The organism is Acidobacteriota bacterium (assembly GCA_016712445.1).
GTDB lineage: Bacteria > Pseudomonadota > Alphaproteobacteria > Caulobacterales > Hyphomonadaceae > Hyphomonas.
This window is the reverse complement of the sequence record JADJRB010000001.1, coordinates 1,730,545-1,755,096: the sequence shown is the minus strand read 5'-3', so window position 1 is coordinate 1,755,096 and position 24,552 is coordinate 1,730,545. Positions and strand designations below refer to the sequence as shown.

General features: G+C 62.5%; 22 protein-coding genes. 5 read left to right on the top strand and 17 right to left on the bottom strand.

The features are described 5' to 3' along the window. Positions 1-366: 366 nt before the first annotated feature. The gene (locus tag IPK75_08950; protein MBK8198487.1) at positions 367-834 is read right to left on the bottom strand and encodes a CopG family transcriptional regulator; all 468 of its coding nucleotides are present in this window, start codon (positions 832-834) and stop codon (positions 367-369) included. Here IPK75_08950 and IPK75_08945 point away from each other — a divergent pair. Next, positions 833-1,111, top strand: a complete 279-nt coding sequence (locus IPK75_08945; protein MBK8198486.1) for a hypothetical protein — start codon at positions 833-835, stop codon at positions 1,109-1,111. The genes IPK75_08950 and IPK75_08945 overlap by 2 nt on opposite strands. 12 nt (positions 1,112-1,123) lie before the next feature. Here the strand turns inward: IPK75_08945 and IPK75_08940 are convergent, their stop codons facing one another. Both IPK75_08940 and IPK75_08935 read right to left on the bottom strand, forming a co-directional pair. Further along, positions 1,124-2,752: a DUF3363 domain-containing protein gene (locus tag IPK75_08940; GenBank protein MBK8198485.1), complete on the bottom strand. Its 1,629-nt coding sequence runs from the start codon at positions 2,750-2,752 to the stop codon at positions 1,124-1,126. Between the two features lie 265 nt (positions 2,753-3,017). Beyond that, complete coding sequence (locus IPK75_08935) at positions 3,018-3,506, bottom strand: DUF2840 domain-containing protein (GenBank protein ID MBK8198484.1); 489 nt, start codon at positions 3,504-3,506, stop codon at positions 3,018-3,020. A gap of 479 nt (positions 3,507-3,985) precedes the next feature. Between IPK75_08935 and IPK75_08930 the strand changes: the two genes are divergently transcribed. Next, positions 3,986-4,420, top strand: coding sequence for an NUDIX domain-containing protein (locus IPK75_08930; GenBank protein MBK8198483.1), 435 nt, complete (start codon positions 3,986-3,988; stop codon positions 4,418-4,420). Between the two features lie 526 nt (positions 4,421-4,946). Here the strand turns inward: IPK75_08930 and IPK75_08925 are convergent. From IPK75_08925 to IPK75_08910, 4 genes are all read right to left on the bottom strand, one after another. Then, a complete protein-coding gene (locus IPK75_08925) occupies positions 4,947-6,746 on the bottom strand; it encodes a hypothetical protein (protein ID MBK8198482.1) in 1,800 nt (599 codons plus the stop codon). Further along, positions 6,739-7,722 carry a hypothetical protein gene (locus tag IPK75_08920; GenBank protein ID MBK8198481.1) on the bottom strand — a complete coding sequence of 328 codons (984 nt, stop codon included), beginning with the start codon at positions 7,720-7,722 and terminating at the stop codon, positions 6,739-6,741. Before IPK75_08920 ends, IPK75_08925 begins: the two co-directional genes overlap by 8 nt. 701 nt (positions 7,723-8,423) lie before the next feature. Beyond that, complete coding sequence (locus IPK75_08915; protein MBK8198480.1) at positions 8,424-9,368, bottom strand: nucleotidyl transferase AbiEii/AbiGii toxin family protein; 945 nt, start codon at positions 9,366-9,368, stop codon at positions 8,424-8,426. Then, a complete protein-coding gene (locus IPK75_08910) occupies positions 9,365-9,970 on the bottom strand; it encodes a type IV toxin-antitoxin system AbiEi family antitoxin domain-containing protein (protein ID MBK8198479.1) in 606 nt (201 codons plus the stop codon). The genes IPK75_08915 and IPK75_08910 overlap by 4 nt, the downstream gene beginning before the upstream one ends. A gap of 586 nt (positions 9,971-10,556) precedes the next feature. Here IPK75_08910 and IPK75_08905 point away from each other — a divergent pair. Next, entirely contained in the window at positions 10,557-12,785 is a 2,229-nt protein-coding gene (locus IPK75_08905) for a patatin-like phospholipase family protein (GenBank protein MBK8198478.1), read from the top strand. Between the two features lie 96 nt (positions 12,786-12,881). On the opposite strand, the gene IPK75_08900 is transcribed toward IPK75_08905, so the two are convergent. The 4 genes from IPK75_08900 to IPK75_08885 form a co-directional block, all read right to left on the bottom strand. Then, positions 12,882-14,501, bottom strand: coding sequence for a response regulator (locus IPK75_08900; protein MBK8198477.1), 1,620 nt, complete (start codon positions 14,499-14,501; stop codon positions 12,882-12,884). Between the two features lie 91 nt (positions 14,502-14,592). Next, complete coding sequence (locus tag IPK75_08895) at positions 14,593-15,195, bottom strand: ATP-dependent Clp protease proteolytic subunit (GenBank protein ID MBK8198476.1); 603 nt, start codon at positions 15,193-15,195, stop codon at positions 14,593-14,595. Positions 15,196-15,322: 127 nt separating this feature from the next. Continuing rightward, positions 15,323-17,158, bottom strand: coding sequence for a DNA helicase RecQ (gene recQ, locus IPK75_08890; GenBank protein MBK8198475.1), 1,836 nt, complete (start codon positions 17,156-17,158; stop codon positions 15,323-15,325). Positions 17,159-17,207: 49 nt separating this feature from the next. Beyond that, a complete protein-coding gene (locus tag IPK75_08885; GenBank protein ID MBK8198474.1) occupies positions 17,208-17,969 on the bottom strand; it encodes a hypothetical protein in 762 nt (253 codons plus the stop codon). Positions 17,970-18,143: 174 nt separating this feature from the next. On the opposite strand from IPK75_08885, the gene IPK75_08880 reads away from it, so the two are divergent. Next, positions 18,144-18,839, top strand: coding sequence for a pirin family protein (locus IPK75_08880; GenBank protein MBK8198473.1), 696 nt, complete (start codon positions 18,144-18,146; stop codon positions 18,837-18,839). Positions 18,840-18,938: 99 nt separating this feature from the next. Next, a complete protein-coding gene (locus tag IPK75_08875; GenBank protein ID MBK8198472.1) occupies positions 18,939-19,409 on the top strand; it encodes a hypothetical protein in 471 nt (156 codons plus the stop codon). On the opposite strand, the gene IPK75_08870 is transcribed toward IPK75_08875, so the two are convergent. The 6 genes from IPK75_08870 to queC form a co-directional block, all read right to left on the bottom strand. Further along, positions 19,406-20,140: a DUF1211 domain-containing protein gene (locus IPK75_08870; GenBank protein ID MBK8198471.1), complete on the bottom strand. Its 735-nt coding sequence runs from the start codon at positions 20,138-20,140 to the stop codon at positions 19,406-19,408. The two genes, IPK75_08875 and IPK75_08870, sit on opposite strands and share 4 nt — an antisense overlap. After that, the gene (locus IPK75_08865) at positions 20,137-21,459 is read right to left on the bottom strand and encodes a mechanosensitive ion channel (GenBank protein MBK8198470.1); all 1,323 of its coding nucleotides are present in this window, start codon (positions 21,457-21,459) and stop codon (positions 20,137-20,139) included. Before IPK75_08865 ends, IPK75_08870 begins: the two co-directional genes overlap by 4 nt. 100 nt (positions 21,460-21,559) lie before the next feature. Next, positions 21,560-21,775: a hypothetical protein gene (locus tag IPK75_08860; protein MBK8198469.1), complete on the bottom strand. Its 216-nt coding sequence runs from the start codon at positions 21,773-21,775 to the stop codon at positions 21,560-21,562. A gap of 918 nt (positions 21,776-22,693) precedes the next feature. Continuing rightward, positions 22,694-23,119 carry a 6-pyruvoyl tetrahydropterin synthase family protein gene (locus IPK75_08855; GenBank protein ID MBK8198468.1) on the bottom strand — a complete coding sequence of 142 codons (426 nt, stop codon included), beginning with the start codon at positions 23,117-23,119 and terminating at the stop codon, positions 22,694-22,696. Continuing rightward, complete coding sequence (queE, locus tag IPK75_08850; protein ID MBK8198467.1) at positions 23,074-23,721, bottom strand: 7-carboxy-7-deazaguanine synthase; 648 nt, start codon at positions 23,719-23,721, stop codon at positions 23,074-23,076. The genes IPK75_08855 and queE overlap by 46 nt, the downstream gene beginning before the upstream one ends. Then, on the bottom strand, positions 23,718-24,425 hold the full coding sequence (queC, locus tag IPK75_08845) for a 7-cyano-7-deazaguanine synthase QueC (GenBank protein ID MBK8198466.1): 708 nt from the start codon (positions 24,423-24,425) through the stop codon (positions 23,718-23,720). Before queC ends, queE begins: the two co-directional genes overlap by 4 nt. Between the last annotated feature and the right edge of the window lie 127 nt (positions 24,426-24,552).

Below are 24,552 nucleotides of genomic sequence, written 5' to 3'. Positions count from 1 at the left end.
CCGATCTTGCGGGGCGAGATACGGACAAAGGCGATGCGCCTATCTGCACGCAAACGCCGCAAAGACACAAGCGACGTGTTCAAGGTGGCGGCCGCATCGGTTTCGGAATAACGACCAAAAAGCGAAATGCCGTGCGCCTCAGCAATCGCTTTGTGGAACTCCGAAAAAACCGGCGGCTCGCTCATCTGATCTTCAAGCGCCCTTCCCCGCGTATCCCGGAGCCGCATCGCTCCCGAAGGATGAGCCTGGACGGCGGGTCTGGCAAGGGACGCCCCGGCTTCTGCCCTTGCCAGACCCGCCGTCCAGGATCAGGGGCGCGCAAGGAGGCGGCGCCGGAAACGCGTTTCACGGTGGGCGGAGCAACCTTCAACGACTTGTCCCCGGAACGACTTCTGTCTGCGCCGATTTCGGCTTTGCAAAATCATCCTCGCTGAAGATTGCATCGGCGAGCGCCTCGCCGAGAAGCTTGCGTCCCGGTGCGAGACGGCGTTCGAGCTGGCTTCGATAGAACTCGAATGCGGGCGTAGTCTCGACGACGGCCTGGTTCATCGCGGCTGGCGAGAGCCGTGGCCCGTAGGCGATCTGATAGCGCATCGCGAGATCGCAGAGCTCCATCAGCGACTGCTGGTCGCGCTCCATGCGCGCGAGGCGCCGGTTCATGTCATCGAGGCGCTTGATGAGCAGCGCATCGCGCTCATGCTCGATGGCAGAGGAGAAGAAGTATTTGAGCGCCGCTTCGATGACGGCGGATTTTGACCAGCCTTTCTTGGCCCCGGCTGCAGAGACCTTGGCGTCAAGCGTGGCATCGAGATAGCAGATCGCGCGGGACTTCATGAAGCGCCTTTCTGGCGATGGACGCCATCAGGAAATGCGCGTCTTCACGGCTTGTCAAATCAGCGCCGCGCGAGTGGCAACGACCATTTTCGCGCGCCGTGACTGTCAAGTGTGCGTGCAGGCCATTGCCAGCAAGGCCGTGCATTTCGCGGCGCAATCCGGCGTTTCGTTCTCGCTGAAGATTTTTTTGACTGCTTTGGCCTTCAATGCGCAGCGGGTCGCAAAAGGTCTCAGATTTCGAGAACGCAGGCGAAATCGGGCGTGCGATCTCGCCTGAGAGGCGCCGCTGTCAGCGGCCAAGACCGAGGCTGCGCTGACTCATGCGGCTGATCGACAAGTCACGTTCGATGGTCATCGCAATTTGAGTGTAGCGCCGGTGTTCGAACTCCGGCTTCCAGGGCACAAGCGAAAACTCCAGGTCTCGCTCCACGACGGCGAAGCGCCCGGCCTGGCTCGTGAACTCGCGTTCGAAGTAACCCTCAAGTTCCTCTCCCGGCTTCGCAGGCCGATAGGCCATGCCCATCTCTGCCGCGATGCGGGCGCCTTCGGTGTGCATGGCTTCCCAATCGAGCTTCGCGAGCAATTGCGCGTCCGGAAGCTCGCGAGGCTGAACGAGCCCGCGCCGGACAAGGTCGGCGTGGCGGTCACGGGCGGCTGACAAGAACTCCGCCCCGAGGCCTGCGCGTGAGGCGTCGAACGTTTGCTTTCCGGCTAGCCACTCATCGAGCATCGTTCGCCCGGCTGCTTTGACCTGCTCGCCGAGCGGTGGGACCGAACCCAGCCGTCCGATCGAGTCGGGTTTGATCCTCACCCATTCGCCGGACTTCAGATCCTTGTCACCAGCGAGCTGGAAATGATGCACACGGCCATCGAGACCATCGACCAGCGCGTAGACGCTGCCGGTGTGTTCATTGGCGAGGCCCATCGCAAACACCCGGCCCACGACATCCCGGCGCTTCGCCTGCGCATCAAAATTGAAACCTTCGGCGCGGTTCGGGCCCACTTCGCGCAGATGCACCCGGATGCGCGCCTGCGCGACGTCCTGCTGCTCCAGTCTCGAGAGGGAATCGATGAGGTCGGGTTTGAGCTGCCAGCGCCCAGCGCCTGCGCGCTCGGCGAGGCCAAGTCGTTCCAGAACTTGCAGCCTGGCGCGATAGTGCATCCGGCGGCGCCAAACATCGGCGAGGTCAAGCGTGCTGCTGGCGCGGCTCTGGCGCATCATTTGCCGGTCGAGATTTGTCACGCGCCGGGCCGGGATCGCGCGGTTGATCTTGAACTCGATCTCCTCGGCGGTTTCGAGGCCAAGTTCGCGGGTCAGGATTTGGCTGGCGCGGGCCCGGATGCCGGACGAGATGTAGTCCCGGTCCATGACCAGGTCGCGGCCATCGTCCCGCACGCCGCGCATCAGGATATGGGAGTGCGGATGATCGGTATTGTGATGATCGACCGCGATCCAGTCGAGCCGTGTGCCAAGATCGGATTCCATCTCCCTTACCAGCGAACGGATAAAGGGCTTGAGGTCTGACAGCTGATCGCCATCTTCCGCCGAAACGATGAAGCGGAAATGGTGGCGATCCTCAGCGCCGGCCTTGAGCCAGTCCTTGCCATCCACGCCGTCGCTTGACCCATTGTAGAAATCAGCGCGTTCGCCGCGCTCGCCGGCACCCTCGCGCTGCAGGTAGCCGAGATGCGCACGCTGGAGAGCCAGCCCCTTGCCACTAAGGCCCACAACGCGCGCCTTGATGACGGCGCGGCGCGTGCCCTGCCACGCTTGGAACTTCGGCGTAGACCTTCGGCGCAATGACCCGCCGGATTTGCCGATCCGGCGCAGCTGTGATGCGAGGCTGCGCGGCGGCGCCGCATTGTCCCGGGCAATGCGGCCAAGCCTTGGCCGGAACTCATCGTTTGTTTCGCTCAACTCGCGCCTGCCTTTCCTGCTGCAGGGACATTGAAAGGCGGCACGGCGCAACGCAACAGGGCGCCAATGCGCCAAGCCAAACGACTCGCGCGTGTTCTGCAGTATCTGCCGTGCAAAGAATTTTTTCGGCGACTCGCGCCGAGGTCGTCAACGACTCGCACGGTCCTGAAGCGGCGTCACCAGAAAGCGAGCCCGCAGGGCCCAACTTCTTTATCTTGCATTAAGCCGCTTCTCTTTCCGCACCCCTGACACCGCCTTTGACGCCTCAGAGGCCAGAGCGCAGTTCCTGTGCGATGCGCAACGCTTTGAAGCCCGCCGCATCATAAGCATCGGGCTCGATATTCTGCTCAATGCAGAGGTGCAAATGCCGCCAGTAATCGGGGGCGATATCTGGCAATTCCTGCTGCTTCTTGAGGCCGCCGATCATAGTCAGAGCGCGCACCACCCGGGTCTTTCCGAAGGCATGGAGGAGCAAAGCCGCCGCCGGTTCGACGCCCGGAATCTTCGTTATTTCAGTGCCCGTGTCGGCCGCTTGGCAGACCACAATCCGCCAGGTCTGCGTGCCATATCCATCACCGCGCCAGCGCACAAAGCCGAAAACCTGACCCGGAACGAAGCAGACAAGCTCACAGCCCGGCGCAAACGGGAACCGTTTTACTGGCACGCCAAACACCAGCCGGTCACGCGCCTTGAGCTTTGCTTCTCGCAGGCGAACGCGCGTCAAAGGGCACGACGGAACAGGGCCGGTTTCCATGTGGGGCGGTGTGCAAGTCTTGAGCCGTTGCACGAGCAATTCAGGCCCCTAAAAGTTCGGCAGTTGGAAGCGCCACCCTTCTTTGCTGCAAGACTTCCGGGGAGATGGGGTAAGGTCGCCATCCGAAAATGGCCGGTCAATTGACGCCACCTGAGGCGGATCTGCCCCAGTATTTGAAGGCGGCCACAGCGGTCCCTCCTCCGGCGCCGCCGTCAAACTCTGGTGCCAACCGATGTGCATCCCTGCCCGCCCGCCGAACGGCCGTTGTTGAGACCGCGAATGGCACGACTCTGGTGACCGTCTACGACTGTCGTTGGCTAAACGGACATCCTGACCGTAAGCGTCCGACCTTCGCCGTCGAGAAATGTACGAGTCAGGAGTTGCTCTGATCGTGCAGGGTTTCACGACTGCGCTTCGATATTATAAGCGGCAATCAGCCTCCTCTAACACGATGCGGAGGCGCCCGAGGAGACAATGTGATGGGTGCAGTTGTAGAGGTGGCTGTTGGCATTTTAGTCGATGAGACTGGTCGGGTTCTTCTCGGCCTAAGATCGCCTCAAAAGGCGGCTTGGCCCAACTGCTGGGACGCGATCGGGGGGCGGCTTGAAACAGGTGAAAGCCCGGCTTTAGCGTTGGCTAGGGAGTTAGAAGAGGAAATAGGCATCTTGCCTACGATCACGAAATTCCTAGGATCAAGCGATGAACCAAGTACAGGCGGGAATTCCTTGCTGCGGCGCCACATCTTCGCTGTTGCTGAATGGCTCGGTGGCGATCCGAAGAATGTCTGTGATGAGCACACGGAATTGAGGTGGTTTTCCAACTCTGATATGAATTTGGAGGAAAACCTCGCCTTCAATAGTATTATTGGCGATGCCGGACGCGCGGTTGCTTTTTCTCGGTCTCGGCGATCATGAATAATCTTAGATCGTGGCGTCTCCATTCCCAGTGTTTTCGCCAAATCGTTCAATCACGTCATCGATGACGCAACCCATCTCCACGGAAGCAGTTCATCGATCCGGTTGATGGGATGTGACCTGAGCCCTGATCGGTCCCTCATTCAAGCCGAGGATGTGGCGGCAATCCGTCGTTCGGCCAGATGCGGCCTATGACCGTTATCGGCGATGTCCCGCCTGGCGGCGCTGAGTCGGTCGGACGACAGGATTGGATCGACCTTGCCAGTCGCCCTCAGAGCGATCAGAGCTATCGTGGCCTTAAACCGCCGGTCGCGACGCAATGAGACTTTGGCCCGACATTCACGAGGCAGATCACTTTCTCTCCGCCACAACTGCGGCTTCATGTTTTTTCTGGTTTGTCGAAGTCGAACTTGTCGCCAATCAGTTTGAAGCTTACCCTGAAAATTCAGGATCTGCCCGGTTCGTCCGTTCCTGAAGCGAGTGTTCTCCGAACACGCCCCTTAAGGGGCCGCTAAAGCGGCTTACTTTATGCCTGAAACGAGTCTTGTCCCGAGGCAGCGGGGCAAGGCTCACCCATTAGTGTCTTTAGTCGTTCGAATGCTTCGATACGCAACGGGATTGATTTGGCCCGGTTGATCTCAATGATGGCGAGGGTTTCAGAGTATTTGGTTTCATGACGGCGCTCGATTAGAGATTGGCGCACAAAGCCATTGGGGCCGTCGGAGTCGAAATCTAGGGAACGTAAGTCGGACATCGACTTGGCCATTCTGATCGAAACTCTGATAGGAATATGAAGATCGCCGATTTGCCTGCAAACTACATAATGGGACGTATCTCTGAACGGATTTGCGGCATCGCCAATGCTGCGATTTCGGAACCTCTCAATCCTGTCAGAGTAGAGCCAGTAGCGGCCAGGTTCCAACCATAAACCATGGTGTGTATATGCCTCGAATTTAAACGATCCCATCGCATTTGAAGCTTGGGAGGCAAGTTTCTCAAAGATGTCGTCGGAGCTTTCTATTGGCGCCGAGAAATGAACGGAATCGATGTTTACGTAGCAAATGCGAATTCCTTCTCCCAGAGCGAGGATTTTTTCCATAAGTTCCAGCAGCATTATGCGACCTCGAGCGACGATCCTTTGGCCAAGCACAAAGCACGATGATCTGTCGTCTGGAAGTGTGGCGCTGACTTCGACCCCATTTAGCGAGTGCGTTACTGCCACTCCTCTGTTTCGTCCCATCCATTGTTCGGTTGCTGCGTGAGGTTCATCTGCTAACGGAGCAATACCATAGGAGTCTTTGAGGAAAGCGATTGCTTCCAAATTGTCGCTAAAGCGAACGGTTTGTCGCTCCGGCCTGCTAGAACATGATGACAAAAGAGTCGCGCAGAATTTCTCTCGATCTGCAAGTGGCTTGTTGCCATGGCTACGGTAAGACTGGCGCTTCGCAAATAGCCTGCGAGCTTCTTTAGCCAGCGGATGCGAGACCACTTCGTCGCCGATTACCGCGTCAACCAAATAAACGTGGTCGAAGTGGCGAGCAAAATACCGAACCTCGAATTCGTTCAGATCGACATCTACCGACTCCTCAAGGGATGCTCGAAGTCTCCGTCCACAGAAGAAAGTTCTGAATGGGTTGTGGTCTTTGATGAAGCTCGAGTTAGGCCCGCTCAATCGACAACGATAAAGCCCACACGAAAGCTGCTCGCCCGGCATGTAAGCGCGATCAATCACCTCGTGTCTAAGCGATGAGGGATTGGGAAAACCTTCCTGCATGCAGGCGGGGTACATGGCATTGATGTCGATTGCGATCACGCGACGATTGGCGTGGCGTTCCTCCAATACAAACACATCTTGAATCGGCACATGCCAGGCAAAGTAAAAGCGCGAATCCAGTGAGCTTTTCTGCCTCAGCGAATTACATATCGTGTTCCACCGCCTGTCACAGTATGCAGCCGCGGGTTCGAGAGTTGGGCCGTACTTTCTTTGGATTTCTTTCAGGCTCGCAAAACCGATTCTGGAATCGGGGACATAGGATCTACTCGGAAGCCAAGGGTACTCATCCTCAAGAACAGCAGGTGGGCGCACCCCAGGGTTTGCGAGTGCCATGTTGTCAGCTTCACGCCTCGTCAGGGTGACATAAGATCTCTCGGGCATATCGCGGAAGGCTTCGATAGGACGCGTGCCGTTTGCATCAGTAATTGTAGTCTCGTCGGCGGCAATAAGGTGATGCTGAGTTGTTTCGCGATGCTTGCGCTTTCGCAGAAGGGTCAGTCCCGGCGAAACTCTGTCCTGTACCGGTCCATGGAAGCGGTATACCCTACTCACGGCTCGTTCTCAGCGTTCGCTCAGCAGCATACCGGTACGCCGTTCGCCGCATGAGCAGCACACCGCAATGCGCAAGTGCCAGCTCATTTAGGGCGGTTTCACGGGTTAGCTCTTTGTTCAGCCCAAAGTGGCTGATACCACGTTCAAGGCCATAACGTATTGCAATCGGAAACAACTCCGTGAGCGGCCGAAGATGGCGCAGCCGCCAGTTGCGAATTAAGCGACGGCTCGTCGAATGACTCAAAGTTTCTTCAGCCTTTCTAGCTTTGGAGTATGCGGCAGAAAGCTCCGACAGCGCGGTGAACGAGTTGAGCTGAATCTCAGCTACCGAGAAATGCAATCGAGACAAAGATAGGATCAAACGGGTTGCCTCACGGTCGAGGGGTTGCGCCGTAGCGTGTTCAGCGTCCCTGCGAGCGATCTCGTGAAGCAGCGACTGAACCATTCCGGCGCGTCGATAAGCCGTATCGCCCTTTAAGCTGGCAGCTGCTTGCAAGACGTCTTCAATCTGCTTGTTATACTGTTGCGGTTTCCGGATGCCTTGCCCGCTCAGGTATTGATAAAGCAGAGCTTTCAAACCTAACGGAAGGCTTGCGGTTTGCGCAGAAGGGATTGGGACGCCCTCCCAGCGTGCATATCGAATTATTGCATACCGTCGACCTAGTGACAGGAGCGCTCTGACCAACAGTGCTTCGAGTTCCTGATTCGAGGTATACGTGTTCAAAGCAGTCCCAGCCTGCCGCAAGGCCCACTGCCACTCGCCGGGTTCAACCCCTCTTTGCTCAAGCGAACCTGGAGAGACGGCCTTACCATCGAATAGCGCTAGTTCGCCTATCGCATCGAAATCTGCTCGACGCCTTCTTGCCTCTTCTTCCCGACTCCACTCGTCGTTGATCGCGCCGAAATCGACGTAGTCATCCAGATCACCAACCCAGATCAGATCGCCACTCATTATGCGATCATCGATATTACTCATCGGATGGCGCTATCCAGATTGCACACAGGCAAATCATTCAATCCTCAAAGACGTTTATGGCCTCTAGGTAGGGGCAAGCTGACAACATACTGTGTTATTGTCGACGCCTTCTGGGCTGTCCAGAAATACCTTGATTTGGCAAGAACAAGCCGTCGTGAGTGGCATGCGAAGATCCAGCGGAGTGATGTCAGCGGAACCGGGTCTTGAGGCGGCGGACCAAGGTCGCTAGCCTTGGAAATGCGCAAGAACCCATTCCGCTACTTCAAGACCTCGCCCGAGATCAGTCTAGTTTGCGGCGATGATTTGGGTCCTTGTTCCGCTATCGCTAACTGCGCCGAATAATTAAATGATTGTGGCGGCGAACGTCTGATTCCGGCGATGAATTGCCTGATAGCGAAAACCAGCGTCTGACTGCCCTCCCCCCGATATCAGCCATTGGACAGGTTGGATTATCGGCCAGCTCCTACCTGGCGGCGGTGACGCGCCCGAATGATCGGAGCCGACTTGGCCAGATCTCTGCCTTCGCAATCATCCAAATTCCGTCGGCGAGCTGTCGCCAGTCCGAAGATTCGGATGCGAGTTCGACTGAGTCAGATATCGCATCCCTTTCAAGGGGGATGATCCCCAAAGGCGGTGATCCGGAGAACGCTGCTGAACACTGTGTCCGGCCTCATCGAACGGACTTCCCCAGTTCATTCTCTCTAAGCGTCTTTCGCAGGACCTGTCGGCTTCGTCCAAGGGCCACCTTGCGGCCATTGCTGTGAAGACATGGTGGTGGTGGCGTCCGGCGAAAGCAACGGCGTCACGAATGTCGCTATGAAGCCGACCAGCTCAGGAAACGGCGCGGGCGGCACTGCAATCGCCGTGCGTTTCAAAAACGCATTCCACTGGGTTTGCTTGCTCGCGTCCAGCGAAAATCCGTCGGTGAGCGCGAATGGCGTCTCCCCGGAAAGCGCAGACTTCCGCCGCGAAAACGTCGCCGCAACGGCTGCAGAAAGCGTTGCGCCATCGAAAGCAAAAGTTTTGGCGATTACCCAGAGATCGAAGAAGTCCTTCATGCGGGTGTTGCGCACACCGAGCGTTACCAGCGCTTCCAGCTTTTCGGCGACAACCGTTTCCGGTGGATAGGCCTTCACGACGGCTGACGGGAAGTCCAGCAGCGACGGGTACGTCACCTCGGTAGCCTGCGGCGTGACGGCGTCGCCGAAACCGATGTCGATCTGGATTGGGAGGCGTGCGTTCGCTATCATTGCGGTCAGCGTGACACGTACGCCGCGATAGTCTTCTTCATCGCGGGCGCTTTCGGCGCGAACGCTGGCGGCTTCGTAGGTCACGCCATCGCCCGCCACGGCGAGATCGCAGAGCGTCTTGAATATCGTGGCCATGCGTTCGGGTGCGGGTTCGCCCTGGCCAAGCAGGTCGAGATCGCCGGTGCTGCGATACGGCACCGGCGCCCAGAGCGAAAACAGCATCGCGCCTTTGAGAATGAACTGGTCGCGGTAGCCCGATTGCGCAAGACGATAGATCAGGCGTTCGATAGCGAAGCGCGTCATCAGAAGCTGCGCGTTCTCGCCGCGCTGGCGCGCATAGTCGGTCAGTCGGGCGCGCACCGAAGCGCCCACGTTCTTGAGCGGCGGCCGCGTCATGGCAGGTTTTCCAGATAGGGACGCATAACCGTCGCGACTCGGTCAGCCACGGCGCAGCGCCATATCTCATCGGTTGTGGCGCGCTTGCGACGCAGCGCGTCGCGGAGCGCTTCGAGCGCGACATCGAGCCCCACTTTCGAGCGATGCTTGAAACAATCGGCCACCGTTTTGGCGGGCGTCGTGATCGGCACAGATACGCCGTCGATGCGATGATGCTTGATGCCGGCGGTGAGCGCCTCGCCACTGGCGCGTATGATCTTGAGGCGCACCGGCGGCTTTGTCGGCGCCCAAGCCTTAGACGGCATTAGCATCCAGACGGCATGCGGCGTCTGCGTGGTGAGCCCATGGAACTGGAGCGCGGAGAGAAGCGCAACAACGCCGGACGGTGCGGCCTTTGCGGCTTCGGCCAGACTGTGTTCGGCGGAGTGTTCGGCATTGGCGAGTTGGTAAAGTCCGCGCGAAGGCTGCGTCAGCGCGCCCTCCTCCACCAGACGGCGCAGCGTCATCCGTGGAATGCCCTGGGCCTCGAAGTCGCGCGCACGCCCGACCCCCTGCTCCTGAGCAAGGGCAATTGCGCGATCCTTGTTCGACTTAGCGGCCATGGCGAGCATGTTACAATTTCTAGGTACTCTCATGCAAGCGCCTAGTTTTTGTAACGACGCCTACGCGCGAGAGACGATTGAAGAAGGAAAAACCGACTTCTGAACTTCGACGAAAGCGCCTCGTTGGGATCGCAGGGCGGTCACCCTCAAAGCACGACTTATGAGCGATGAAACCTGACCGCGAGTATGCTCGGAAACTAACACGCAACTAACACGCAAACCTGCCAGAATCGGCGCCAAATTCGTGTTTTTGCCCGACCTCGCGATTCATCAATCTCGCGCCAAACTAACACGCAACTAACACGCAAACCCTGATTTTGAGCGGTTTTGCGTGTTAGTTTGTGATCACGAGCGGCGTCCAACGCTTTGTTTTTATTCTTCTTTATCTTCTGCAGTTTTGTCTTTTTCAGACTCATAATCGCGAGGTCGAGAGTTCAAGTCTCTCCCGAACCACCAACAGCCGTTGGCGCCCCTTTCAAACCCGTATTCGCGCCGCTTTACAGTGCGGTAACGCCGCCTTAGCCGCCGCGCCGTATCTTTCCATGTCCGGCGCTTCCTGCTTTCTGGCGGGCCTGAGGAGAGTTTCATGCCCCTGTTCCCTGTCCGCCGTTCCGCCCTCCTCCTGCTGGGCCTGGTCACACTTGGCCTGATGCCGGCAGCGCTGGCGCAGGAAGCCCTCCTTCCCGAGGAGGCGCCGCGCCCGCCGAAGATCGCCCTCGTCCTCTCCGGCGGCGGCGCGCTTGGCATTGCCCATGTCGGCGCGATCCAGGAACTGGAACGCCTCGGCATCCGGCCGGATATGATTGTCGGCACCTCGATGGGCGCCGTCATCGGCGGCCTCTACGCCTCCGGCATGGACGGGGCGGAACTCGAAGCGGCCGTCAAGGACGTCAACTGGGCCGGCGTCTTCACGCCCCAGACCGACCGGGACAAGCTGACCTTTCGCCAGAAGCAACAGCAGGCAGATTTTCCGGGCACCGCGAGCCTTGGCGTCTCCGCCGCCGGCATCCTGCTGCCAACTGGCGCCGTGCCGGATCAGGCCCTGATGAAGGAACTGCGGCGCCTCACGCCTGCCCGCACCAGCCTCGAGAATTTCGACAGCCTCGAAATTCCCTTCCGCGCGGTCGCCACCGACATCGCCACCGGCGAAGCCGTCGTACTCGGCTCCGGCGAGCTGCCTATGGCGATGCGCGCCTCCATCTCGCTGCCCGGCGTCTTTCCGGCGGTGCGCCATGAAGGCAAGCTGCTGGTCGATGGGGGCCTTGCCGCCAACGTACCGATCAAGGTGGCGCGCGACATGGGCGCCGATATCGTCATCGCGGTCTGGACACCCAGCGAGCTCATCCCGGAGGAGAAGATCGGCTCGGTCGTCGACGTGCTTGCCCAGACCGTCAGCCTGCTGATCCTCACCAATGAACGCGCCGAGATCGCCTCGCTCACGGACAAGGACCTCCTTGTACAGATCAATACAGCCGGCTTCAATCCGACTGCCTTCACCCGCAGCGGAGAGCTGATCGAGGCCGGGCGTACCGCTATGCAGGCCGAGACCGGCCGCCTTGAAACGCTGGCCGCCAGCCGGCCCGCCATCGCCTATGCCGACAAGGGCGCGTCCGACAGGCCGGTCATCGGGTTCCTCCGCATCGAGAATTCCTCGCGCCTCGACCAGTCCCTGCTCGAGGGCAAGGTGATGGACCTCGTCGGCAAGCCCGCCGACACTGCCGAGATCGACGAAGCCCTGGACCGCATTTACGCGCTCGGCCCGTTCGAGCGGGTCGACTATGCCTTCGAGGAGAAGGATGGCCAGACCGGCCTCGTCGTGCGCGCGGAGGACGTCGTGCCGGATGCGGGCCGCGTGCGTTTCGGCCTGATCGTCGAGAATGATTTCAACACCGAGTCCGACGCGGCAATCTCGCTCGATTTCCGCTCCCCGGCACTCGATTCCTATGGCTCCGAAATCCAGGCGCGCGCCACCCTCGGCGATTTCAACGAGATTGCGGCGGAGTATTTCCGCCTGCTCGATTCGCGCCAGAACTGGTTTGCCTCGGTGCGCGGCGAGGTCCAGAACCGGCCGGTGAACGTCTATTCGTCACGCGGCTTCAAGGAAGCGGGCTACGACCTGACCTACGGCCTCGCCGGTGTCGATACGGGCTACCAGTTCGGCAATGTCGGCGAGTTGCGCCTCGGCGTCGAGGTGGGCGCGGGCCGCGCCAAGCTGAACGAAGGCTTCGCGCCCCTGGCGGAGATCGATATCGAAATCGGCCGCCTCATCGCTTCCGGTGCCTATGACACGCTGGACGATCCCTTCTTCCCCCGCGAAGGCTTCCGCGCAGGCGCGCGCTATGTGCAAGGCTTGGAAGCCATCGGCGACTCTGCGGACTTCCAGACTGTCAGCGCCTCGGCGCTCACCGCGCGCAGCTTCGGGCCCAACACTCTGATCGCCTCGCTCGCCGCCGGCCAGCGGATCGACGGCGACGCACCGCTCGACGCACTCTACCGCGTCGGCGGTCTGTTCAGCCTATCGGGCTATCGCAAGGAGGAACTCGCGGGCGAGAATTACTTCGCCTCGCAGCTGATCTATCGCCGCCGCCTGATGGGCGATTCCGAACAACTCTTCGGTGTGCCGCTCTATATCGGCGGCTCGGCTGAGCTTGGCGATGTCTGGCAACAGGACCGCGATTTCGAAACAGGCGAGTTGCGTTTCGGTGGCAGCGTTTTCCTTGCTGCAAGTACAGCCTTCGGCCCGATCTACCTCGCCTTCGGACGCTCCGAGGGCGGACGGCAATCAGCCTATCTGCTCATTGGACGGACGTTCTAGAGCAAGCGATCTGACGGAATCAAATCGCTTGCTCTAGTTTTTTGATTTGTCGCAAATTCTTGCGCTCAACCGGTGCCCACTTGAGCGGAAATTGCTCTAGGCCCCTGCTGCCCGCTTCGGCTGGCCGCTGGAGATCAGGATGTCGGCCAGCGTCGCCACCAGCGGGCGGGGGCGGATCGGCTTCTCGATCAAGCCCGAGAATCCGGCGCGGTCACAAGCGGCGCGACGTTCGGGGCTCGCGTCGGCCGTCACGGCCACAACCGGCGTCAGCATGTTGATACCATTACCCATCCGCGCGGCGCGCAGCACGGCTTCGCCGCCGCCATGCGGCATGTGCACGTCGGTCAGGATCACCTGGTAGCGCCGCTGGCCCACGCGCGTCACCGCCGCCGCCGCATCCACCACCGTCTCGACGCGCCAGCCGGCGGCGATCAGCGCCTCGCGGATTACGAAGGCGCTCGCCTCATGGTCTTCCGCCAGCAGCACTTCGCCGAGATCGAACCGCGCCGCGTTACCTTCCGGCTTGTTCTCGACCGCAAGACGCGGACCGGCCTTGATCACCGGCAGCGCGACGGTGAACACGCAGCCGCCGCCCGGATTGTCGGAGAGGATTATTTCGCCGCCGAGGCGGCGTGCCAGGCTGCGCGCAATCGCGAGGCCGAGGCCGCTTCCGGAGAAGGCGTCTGCGCTTTCGGATTGCTCGAAGGCCTCGAACAGGCGCGCTTTGTCAGCGTCGGAAATGCCTCGCCCGGTATCGGCGACGCGCATGGTCAGCATCAGACCGTCCGGGGACGGAGAGGTTGCCAGCGTGACGGTCACCTGGCCGCGATCGGTGAACTTCATCGCATTGCTGACGAGGTTGAACAGGATCTGGCGCAGGCGCCCGGCATCGCTTTCGATACGCGGCTCGGCGCCGGTGGCGACGCCGATGCGCAGGCTGACGCGCTTCTCGTCGAACTGCGGCAGCCAGAGGTCGCGTGTCTCGACGGCGAACTGACGCAGCTCGATCGGATGTTTTGTGATCGCGAGCTTGCCTGCGTCGATGCGCGAGAGATCGAGCAGGTCCGTCAGCAGGCGCTCGAGGTGCTGGCCGCTCTGCGAGATGGTCTTGGCGAGGCGTTTCGGCTCGCCCGGCGGCAGCTGGGTATCGAGCAGGTCAGCGACACCCATTATGCCGGTCAGCGGGGTGCGGATCTCGTGGCCGATGAAGGCGAGCGTGCGGGCGCGCGATTCCGAGAGGCGGGTCAGCTGGCGCTGAATCTCGTCCATCTTGCGCTGGGCATTCTGCTGGGCGCGGGCGCGCTGGGCGTTCTCTTCCGCCACGGCCTTGAGCAGCATGGCCGGCGAGACGATGCCGGCATAGGCCCCCTGCTCCATCACGATCACGCCCTCGGTCAGCGCGCTGGTCGACTGCTCGGCCGCGCTCTTGGCGATCAGCGCGGCGGGTGTGTTCCCCTGCGCGACGACCGGCTGCGCACCGACAAGGTGGGTGACCGAGCGGGCGGCATACACATCACGCCCGTTTGGCCCGGCCAGCGCCTCGGTCAGACGGAGCCGCGTAACGAGGCCGTAGGTTGCCTCGTCGCCTTCGGCGAGACGCACGGGGATCGCGAACAGGGCCGCATCGGACAGGAACAGGGAAAACGCGGCAGCCGCCGTCGTCGCTGGCGTGACCGGGGTCACCGGCAGCGCAATATCCTTCAGGCGTACAGGCATGAATGTGCAGGCACCCGGTTATGGTTAAGGGTGAAGCATCACCCATAAACCTTACCGGGAGGCAAACATTACCCGCGCGGGGGATGCGCCGTCAGGTGATCTCGCTGCGATGGCGGACGATCTTGCCGACGAGACCGTAGGCCATGGCCTCTTCCGCGCTCATCCAGAAGTCACGGTCCGTGTCCTTCTTGATCTGCTCGAGGCTCTTGCCGGTGGCGTCTGCGAAGATCTGGTTCAGGCGCTGGCGCATCTTGATGATCTCACGGGCCTGGATTTCCACATCCGTGGCCTGGCCGCCGACGCCGCCGCGCGGTTCGTGCAGCAGGAAACGGGTGTTCGGAAGCGCGAAACGGTTCTCTTTCTTCGCGGCCGAGTAGATCAGCGCGCCGGCCGAGGCGACCCAGCCGGTCCCGAGGATTTTCACAGGCGCCTGCACAAACTTGATCATGTCATGGATCATGTCGCCGCTCTCGACATGGCCGCCGGGCGAGGACAGGACCAGCAGGATCGGGTCCTGGCTTTCGGAGGAGAGGGCTAGCAGGCGTTCGGAAATGCGCTGGGCCTGCTTGAAGTCGATGCCGCCCGTCAGCAGGACGGTGCGGGCCTTGAACAAGGCAGCCTCAAGGAAGGCGTTCGGCTCCGTGGTCGGGCCTTTTTCTTTGTCATCTTCGTCGTCGAGGCGGAAAGGGGTCATGCGGGCTCCGGAGAGGGGAATCTGTCCATTGGAGCCTATAGGTGCGGTGCCACGGGCTGCGGGTCAAGGCGCGCCCCGCACTATTCCCCAGCCGCCGCGCGCGCAGGGGTTAACGCAGGGTCAGCCGTCAGGCCGCTTCCTTGATTATTCGGGCGACATCGCCGGCATAGGCCTGTGCCTTCTTCTCGCCCACGCCGCTGATCTCGCGCAGCGCTTCGGCGCTCAGCGGCTTTTCGCGGGCGATCTCGGCCAGCGTGCGATCGTGGAAAATCACATAGGGCGGCACGCCGCGCGTCTTGGCGAGGTCCGTCCGCCACTGGCGCAGCGCGTCGAACACAGACTGGTCACGCGCCGAAAGGTCCGCCATGACGGCGGCGCGGGCCGCGCCCTTCGTTTTGGTGTGCTTGCGGGGCGCGCCGACATCCTCCCGCAGGCTGACCGTGCGCTCGCCCCGGAACAGGGATTTCGCCTCCTCCGCATCCGGAACAATCACCACGGGGCGCATCGCCTCGCCGCCTTCGGCGATGAGGCCCTCGAACATCAACGCATCGAACACCCTGTTCCAGCCGGGCTTGGGCAGGTCCTTGCCGATGCCGAAGGTGGAGAGTTTCGACAGCTCCGTATCGAAATCATCCTTCGCCTCGCCGAGCAGGTGCTGCACAAGTCGCCCGCGCCCGATGCGCTGGCCGCAGCGCAGCACGGCGGACACCGCCATCTGCGCCCAGCGCGTCGCATCATGGCTGGCGCCAAGTTCTCCCCGGCAGGCATCGCAGACGCCGCATGGGTCGACTTTCTCCTCACCGAAATAGCGGCGCACGGCGCCCCGGCGGCATTCGTCACTGTTGAAAAAGGCGAACAACTGGCGCGTCTTTGTTAGCTGGACGCGTTTCACTTCGTCGGGTGCATCGCTCGAATACGTCCATTGCAGCGAGCGGTTCATGTCAGCGGGGCCGAACAGCGCGACACCTTCGGCCGGCTCGCCGTCGCGGCCCGCCCGGCCGACTTCCTGCCAGTAGGCTTCCAGCGTCTTCGGCGGATCGGCATGGATGACGAAACGCACGTCGGGCTTGTCGACGCCCATGCCGAAGGCGACGGTCGCGCACATAACGCGCCCTTCCTCCAGCAGGAACTGTCGCTGGCGCGCGGCGCGGATACTGGCATCAAGCCCGGCATGATAGGCGAGCGAGGGTACGCCGGCCCTCTCCAGCGCCTCGGCAACATCTTCGACAGCGCTGCGGGTGGCGGCATAGACGATGCCGCTCGATCCGGCGCGCGCCTTGACCAGCTGCACCACGCGCTGCGTGCGATTGCCCGCCTTCGGTTCGGCGGAGAGGGTGAGGTTCGGGCGGTCGAAACTTGCGACGTGTACGGACGGGTCGGTGAGGTCCAGCTGCGCCAGGATATCTTCCCGCGTGCGGGCGTCGGCGGTCGCCGTCACGGCGAGGCGCGGAACGCCCCGGAACAGGCCCTTGAGGCGGCCCAGCGCGCGGTAGTCCGGGCGGAAATCGTGGCCCCACTGGCTGACGCAGTGCGCCTCGTCCACCGCGATCAGCGAGATGTTCATCTGAGCCAGCCGGTCGGCGAGATTGGTGCCTAGGCCTTCCGGCGAGACATAGAGCAGGTCCATCTCGCCGCGCTCGGCCGCGCTCAGCGCGGCGCTACGGGCGTTGAAGTCCATCGAACTGTCGAGCCGTTCGGCGCGCACGCCGACCTGTTTCAGCGCGTCCACCTGGTCAGCCATCAGCGCAATCAATGGTGAGACGACGAGGCCGCAGCCCTCGCGCAGTAGCGCCGGGATCTGGTAGCAGAGCGACTTGCCCCCCCCTGTGGGCAGCACCGCCAGTCCGTCACGGCCCGCCAGCACATCCGCAATCACGTTCTCCTGCAGGCCGCGGAACGCATCATAGCCATAGACGCGCTTCAGCAGCGCGCGGGCATCTTTCAGGGTGGGGGCGGCAGGCATCGGGGTGTTGTGAAGGGGTGCGTGAGTCGCGGCAAGGGGCCGCCTGCGCCTAGTCCACGAAGTCGATGCGGTTGGGGTGGATCACGTAACTCCAGGTGCGCGCCTGCCGGCGCTGGGTTTCGGCGGCGACGAACTGCACAATGTCATCACGTTCTGCGAGCGGGCGGCCGGTCTCGCTTTCCCATTTCTCCGGTGTCGGTACGTCGATGCTGAAGTGCACGCCGCCGCCGCACATCTCGTGATAGAATTTGAGGCGGAGGCTGCCTTCGATGTAGATGATCGTGCCGGCCCGGACGTTGCCCTCGAATTCGAGGCGGCGGGTGAAGCGCGCGGTGAGCTTTTCCAGCGCTTTGGCGCGCAGCTGGAGATCGTGGTTCGGAAGCACCTTGCCGCTGCCATCGCGGTAGACGATCGGCTGGCCATCGGATTTCGGGACCGGCGGCGGCTCCGGCGCGGGCGGGGCGACGCCCTCCTCCAGCTTCGTCAGGCTGAGTTCGTGCGACCAGCCTTCGCGGTGGGTGATCTCGACGAAATAGTCCCCCGGCAGCCAGGGATGCGTGTCGATCAGGATCTGCACGCGGCCGTTGAGGCGGCTGGTCAGCTCGGCTTCCTCCACCCGTCCGCCGGCCGGGCCCCGGATGCGGAAGGTGCGGTAGCCACTGTGTCCGTCCTGCGGCAGCCAAAGGATCAGCTGCTGACTGCCCGGATAGTGAACGAATTTCGCGGTCAGGAGCGGCGTGCCTGCCGGCGCCGCCCGGTTCACCGGGGCGCCGAGCACGATCTGGCCTTCATGACCGATGCTGTCCGACATGTCCCCTCCGCGCCGAGCACCCCGGGATACCAGTTCGTGCGCCGTTTGTCGCCGTATCGGCCTTTCGCCATTCATGCGCAGCCTGCATGAATGTCATCGCTTCAGCGCCCTTCTCTGCCAGGCCTTGCCTGCGCATATACCGCTCAACAGCAACCCTTCCGATGGAGGCCTTCGATGATTGACATTCGTCCGTTCGACAAGCTGGGCCGGTTCCGCAATGACTGGCTCAATGCCCACTACCATTTCTCGTTCTCGCAATTCTACGATCCCGCCCGCATCCAGCACGGCGCCCTGCGCGTCTGGAATGATGACGAGATCGAGCCGCGCACCGGCTTTCCGCCGCATGGCCACGACTCGATGGAGATCATCACCTATGTCCGCAAGGGCGCGATCACGCACAAGGACTCGCTCGGCAATACCGGCCGCACCGAGGCCGGTGACGTGCAGGTAATGAGCGCGGGTTCCGGCATCCAGCATTCCGAGTGGAATGCCGAGGATATCAAGACCGAGCTGTTCCAGCTCTGGATCCTGCCGCGCAATCGCGGCGGCAAGCCGAACTGGGGCGCGCGTAAGTTCCCGAAGGGCGACCGGTCCGGAAACTGGGCCGTGCTGGCCTCGGGTGACGGCGACGGCGATAGCCTGCCGATCAACCAGGACGCCAAGGTGCTCGGCGCCACAATCAAGGCCGGCGAGACGCTGACCTATACGCTGCCCGAGGGCCGGTATGGCTATCTCGTGGTCGCGGACGGCGAAGTGACACTCAACGGCAACCGGCTCGGAACCCGTGACGGCGCCGCCATTTCGGGCGGTGAGACGCTGACCCTTGAGGGCATTAACTCGGCCGAGCTGGTGCTGGTCGATACGATCTGAGATGGGTCCTCACGCGCCCGTGACTTCTTCCTGCGGCCGATCACTGGTAGAGTCCGGTGGTCGGCTGGCTCAGTCCCAGTCCTGAACAGGAGTGATGCGATGAGACATTTTCTGGCAGCAGCCCTGCTTGTTGCGGTCGCGGCGCCGGTCGCGGCAGCGGCGGAAATCAATGTGGCCTACGCTCCGGAGTTTTCCGAGAAGCTCGCCGATGACTATGGCGAGCGCGAAGGCGTGTATCTCAGCGAGCGGGTCCGCGAGGACCTGGAGCGTGCGCTGACGAAATCCGGCGTGGACGTGGCGCGCATCGACGTGACCATCCTCGATGCCAAGCCTTCGCGCCCGACGTTCAAGCAGGCCGGCGACGAGCCGGGCCTAGACCTGCACCGCTCGGTCAGCGTCGGCGGAATGAAGCTGTCGGCGGTGACCTATGACGCGGCCGGCAATGCCTCCGAGCCATTTGAGTACAAGTGGTTCGAGACCGACATCACGCAGGCGGGCCTCACAACGTGGCATGACGCGCGCCGCGCCTCGAGCCGGTTTGCCTCGCGCTACGCCAAGTCCCTCGACTAGTCATTCGCCGCTTCGGCCTCGCTGCCTTTCGGCAGCGGGGTGAGCGCGGTGGCAATCATGGCGAACGGCCAGATCAGGCCGAGGCCGAAACCGGCAAAGCCGTTGAGCGCCGTGAAGCCTGCCAGCAAGAAGACCAGCAGTGATGCGGCGATGCGCGCGAAGTGGACATACAGCGTCCGGCGCGTCAGCACCTTTTCTTTTGGCGACAGGCCGATCTCGGCGGCGAGACTGAGGACGCGCGCGTACATCAGGGCGATGGTCAGGTAGATCGCACCGAAGCCGGCGGCGAAAAAGGCGAGGATGATGCCGGACTCGCGGTAGCCGACCTCCATCTCGACGATCCGCTCCATCTGTCCCGCCTGCAGGAGGACGAAGCCGAAGAGGCTATCGAACACGAATCGCAGCGGATAAGCGATGTAGAGGATGAGCAGCAGCAGCGCCGTGTTCAGCACGATGATGCGGCCGTCGGCGACGGCGTAGCGGCGGAAGAATATAAAGTGGTCGTTCCAGATCGAGACCAGCATCGCGAAGCCGGCGGCGATCGGGATGATGGAGATGAGATAGCCGGTCAGGTCGTCGAAGGTGCGGATATTGCTGCTCGCCGAGACGAGGATGCCGAGCGCGAGGGCGAAAATGATGTCGGAGAGGTTCTCGATCCGGAGAACCTCGGTGGTGCGCCAGGTAAACTGCGGGTCATGGTCGCGCGTCTGGACAATCTGCTCACGGATCATTTTTCCGCGTCCCCTTCCGCCTCGCCCTTCTCGATCCGCACGGTGAGGGTTTCGGCCGATTTCAGGAACAGGTCGCGCTGCGGATGCGGGACCTTGATCTCGTGGCGCTCCAGCGCCGAATGGACTTCCCAGACATAGTCCGCCATCACCCTCTGCGGCTTCAGCACGGCCTCGTCCGTGAGCCAGACGATCAGCTCGAAATCGAGACGGAACTCGCCGAAGCGCACGAGCCAGACCTGCGGCTTGCGCTCGCCCTGGTCATCGAAAGTCCAGGGCAGCCGGGCGGCGGCCTCGAGGCCGGCCTTTTCCACCAGTTCCTTGGACGTGCCATAGGCCACGCCGAAAGGCACATGGATGCGGCGCTTGGCATCGGCATGCGTCCAGTTGATCAGCTGGTTCTTGATGAAGGCTTCGTTGGGGACGATGATGTCGATATTGTCGTTGGTGGTAAGCACCGTCGAGCGGAAGTTGATCTCCTTCACGAGGCCCGAGAGCCCGCCCTGCAGTTCGATGAAGTCGCCGACCTTCAGCGTCTTTTCCATCAACAGGATGACGCCGGAGATGAAGTTCGAGAAGATCGACTGAAGGCCGAAGCCGATGCCGACGCCGAGGGCGCCGGAGAAGAAGGTGAGCGCGCCGAGGTTCACGCCGACAAGGTTCAGCGCCACGATGAAGGCGATGATGATGGCGACGCCCTTCAGCGTCTGCCCGAGCAGGCCGCCGACCGAGGGCGGCAGGTTCGGCGAACTGCGCATCTGCGACTGGGCGAGGTTGCCAATCAGCCAGCCGAGCCAGAGCGCGAAGGCGGCCAGCGCGAGACTCGTCAGCAGGCGGAGCAGCGTGATCTCGGCGGTGCCGAAATGCAGCACGACCGATTCGAGCCCTGCCCCGACCGGGCCGAGCCAGCCGACGATATAGAGCGCCGCGATGATCCAGAGGCAGAGGGCGATGGTCTTCGAGACGAAGCCGCGCCGCATGCTGGCGGTGGCGATCTGCACGGCCATCCAGGCCGTCAGCAGGCTGATGGCGATGTGCAGCGAGCGGCTGCCCATGCCAGAGGCCTCGAACGCCGCCGTAACGCCGACCAGGAGCAGCGCCGTGAAGGCCGGCCAGAGCATACGCAGGACGGCGACGAGCGCGAGGAGGACGAAGTCGATACGTCCGCGCGCCTCGGCAGCCGCCATCAGGCGCTTGCGCGGGAAGCGCGAGATCACGTAGGCGAGCCCCGCGGCGATGACGATGGCGATCAGCTGCCAGATCGTGTCCGGCGAGGCGAGATCGGCCAGCGCTTCGCGGCTCCAGCCGCTGACCACGCGCATCAGCCGCTCCAATGCCGGGACGGCGGCCGGGAATGGCGCGGAAAGCTCCTGGAACAAACGGCCCTCGCAAGTCTGGGGGATTCGGCGGTGTGGCCTGACCTTACCGGGCGCCTTTCTTCGCGCAACCCTTGGCGGGCCGTGAGGCGGGCGCGCGGCGGCGCGGATCCAGAAGCGCGTCAATGGCAGCGGGGGTGCGGGCGCGTTCGAGGCGGGCGCGGACGTGCTTTGGCACGCGCAGAAAGCGCAGCATCCACAGATGGATGCTGGGGTCCATCCGGCTGAGGGAGAAGCGGCGGGCGTAGCGGCGGTGGGGCATTGGGGGTGGTCCTTTTTGTATTCGAGATGGTCTTGTGCCTCGCCCCACCCTAGCCCTCCCCAAAATGGGGAGGGGACCTGTCGCATTCGGGGCGAGTGAGCTTTGTCCGAGTTGCAACCGGTCCCCTCCCCATTTTGGGGAGGGCTAGGGTGGGGCCGAGGCAAGCACCAACATCCGGGCCGGCAGAGCCGTCCGGGTACGGAGAGAGTGGAGCCGTGCGCGGCGGACGCGGCCTTGCGTCCGGGAAGAGAAAGAAGGGTGGCATTGGACGCAACACGTCCGCCGCGCCCGCTCCGGGTTTCGGGCAGTTCTCGGGATGACTTCGGCGCCGCCAGGTCTTGACAGCTTACCCGTGCGGACCTCGGCAACCGAGGTGGTCAGACGGGATTCTCTACCGGCTTTTGGACCGGCTCACCTGGATCGACGTCCCTAGAGGCCGTGCACGCCGTTACCTCGTGCGCAGCCCCAAACCGGGGCGGTCTGCCTGGCCAACCGGACGGTACGGTGCGGCTCCTGCCGGGCAGATGAGGGGGAGATTACGCTGGCCGGGGATGCAGCAGGGTTCGTTTCCTGTGAAAAAATCCTCGCGCTTGTCATCCCGGCGAAAGCCGGGACCCAGAGGGGTTTGTTTTGCTTGAAGTTATGGGTCCCGGCTTTCGCCGGGATGACAGGGAAAAAGATGGTGCGAATGGGGGCTGAGGGGCGCGAGATGTAGGCGTAAGCGGAAATCTACGCCTACGTCTCCCCTGTTTCCCGGCTCTAAGTTTACAGCGTCACCCTCGACCGGCGCAGCCGGTCTGAGGGCCTATCCCGGGAACGCCCCTCATCTGCAACAGCCGTCGCGAATGTTGAGAGGGTTGGAGATGGGCCCTCAGATGGCCTGCGGCCATCGAGGGTGACGCATAAGGGAGTGGTGGTTCAGGGTTTCAGGACCAGTTCGCAGCGCTCGTTGAGGCTTGGCCTTGCGATGGCGACGCGGGCGAGGCCCGGGAGGTGGGGACGCAAATCGGCGGCGGCCCAGAGGCAGAGGCGTTCGAGGGTCGGGACTTCGAGGCCCTCGATCTCGTTGAGGAGGCGGTGGTCGAGCTTGGCGGCGGTTGCCTCGAGGCAGGTGGTGAGATGGGCGAAGTCTTCGACCCATTGCTCGCCGGGTTTCACGATGCCGGCGACGGTGGCTTCCAGGCGGAAGGAATGGCCATGGATCGAGCGGTAAGGATGGCCCTCGGGCTTGCCGCCCATGTAGTGCGCGGCCTCGAAGGTGACCGCCTTCGAGATCTCGAACACCTGACCTTCGGCGCTCAAGGCAGACCGGTCAGTTTGTGGGTTTGCAAGCTCAGTCGCCATCTTGGATTCTTCAAGCAATAGTCCGCGGTTGCCGCAACGTGAGACACGCCCGGCCCGTCGTCCCTCGGTTGGAGGAAAAAGTGCTGGAAGTCCAGTGATACAAAGCGATCCGGCTGCGCTTCGGGCTCGTCCTGGGGATAGATCAGCTTCAGTTCGCTGCCGGAGGTCAGCGCGAGCGGGGCGTTGGCCTTGGGGCTGACGCAGATCCAGTCGATGGAGGCAGGGGCCGGGAGCGTGCCATTAGTCTCGATAGCGATTTCGAACCCAGCCTCGTGGAGCGCGTCGATCAAGGGTTCATCGAGCTGCATCAGCGGCTCGCCGCCGGTGCAGACGACATAGGGTTTGCCGCCGGGGGCGGCGTTGGCGGTCCAGAGGGCGGCGACATGCGCGGCGAGCGTGGGCGCCTCACGGAACTTGCCGCCGCCCTCCCCGTTCGTGCCGACGAAATCGGTGTCGCAGAAGCGGCAGACGGCGGCGGCGCGGTCGCGCTCGAGGCCGCTCCAGAGATTGCAGCCGGCAAAGCGCAGGAAGACAGCGGCGCGGCCCGTGTGGGCGCCTTCGCCCTGCAAGGTATAGAAGGCTTCCTTGACCGAGTAGGTCATCGCGCGGCCTGCCAACGGTCCCAGCCGCTGGCGCGCAGCTCGCAGGCGGGACACGTGCCGCAGCCATAGCCCCAGGCGTGGCGGTGGGTGCGGTCGCCAAGATAGCAGGTGTGGGTGTGTTCGGTGACCAGGCGGACGAGCGTGTCGCCGCCGAGCGATTCGGCGAGGGCCCAGGTGCCGGCCTTGTCGATGTACATGAGGGGGGCCTCGATGATGAGGTCGCACTCAAGGCCGAGCTGCAGGGTCTTTTCCTGCGCTTTCAGCGTCACCGCGCGGCAGTCGGGGTAGCCGGAATAGTCGGTCTCGCACATGCCGCCGATCAGGACGGAGGCGCTGCGGCGCAGGGCGAGGACGCCGGCCAGGGTGAAGAAGAGGAGGTTGCGGCCGGGCACGAAGGTGGAGGGGAGGCCATTGGCCTGCATCTCGATCTCGACCTCCTCTGTCATCGCGGTCTGGCCGAGGGATTTGAGGACGCCTGCGTCGAGCAGGTGGTCCGGGCCCAGACGGGCGGCCCAGCCGGGGAATGCGGCGGTCAGGCGCTCGCGGAACACATCCCGGCAGGCGAGTTCGACCCGGTGGCGCTGGCCATAATCGAAACCGACCGTCTCGACATGGGCAAACCGCTGCAGCGCCCAGGCGAGGCAGGTGGCGGAATCCTGGCATCCGGAAAAGAGGACCAGCGCGGTTTCGGGCGTTTCGGGCATCTGCGGCGTCTAACAGGCCCTCCGGGGGCGGCCAAGCCATCCCGGCGGAAGCCGTCACATTTTTGACACCCCGGCAAAGTGTTTGCCCCCTCCCCCGGCGAGACCAATTGACACGGCCCGGTTCCTG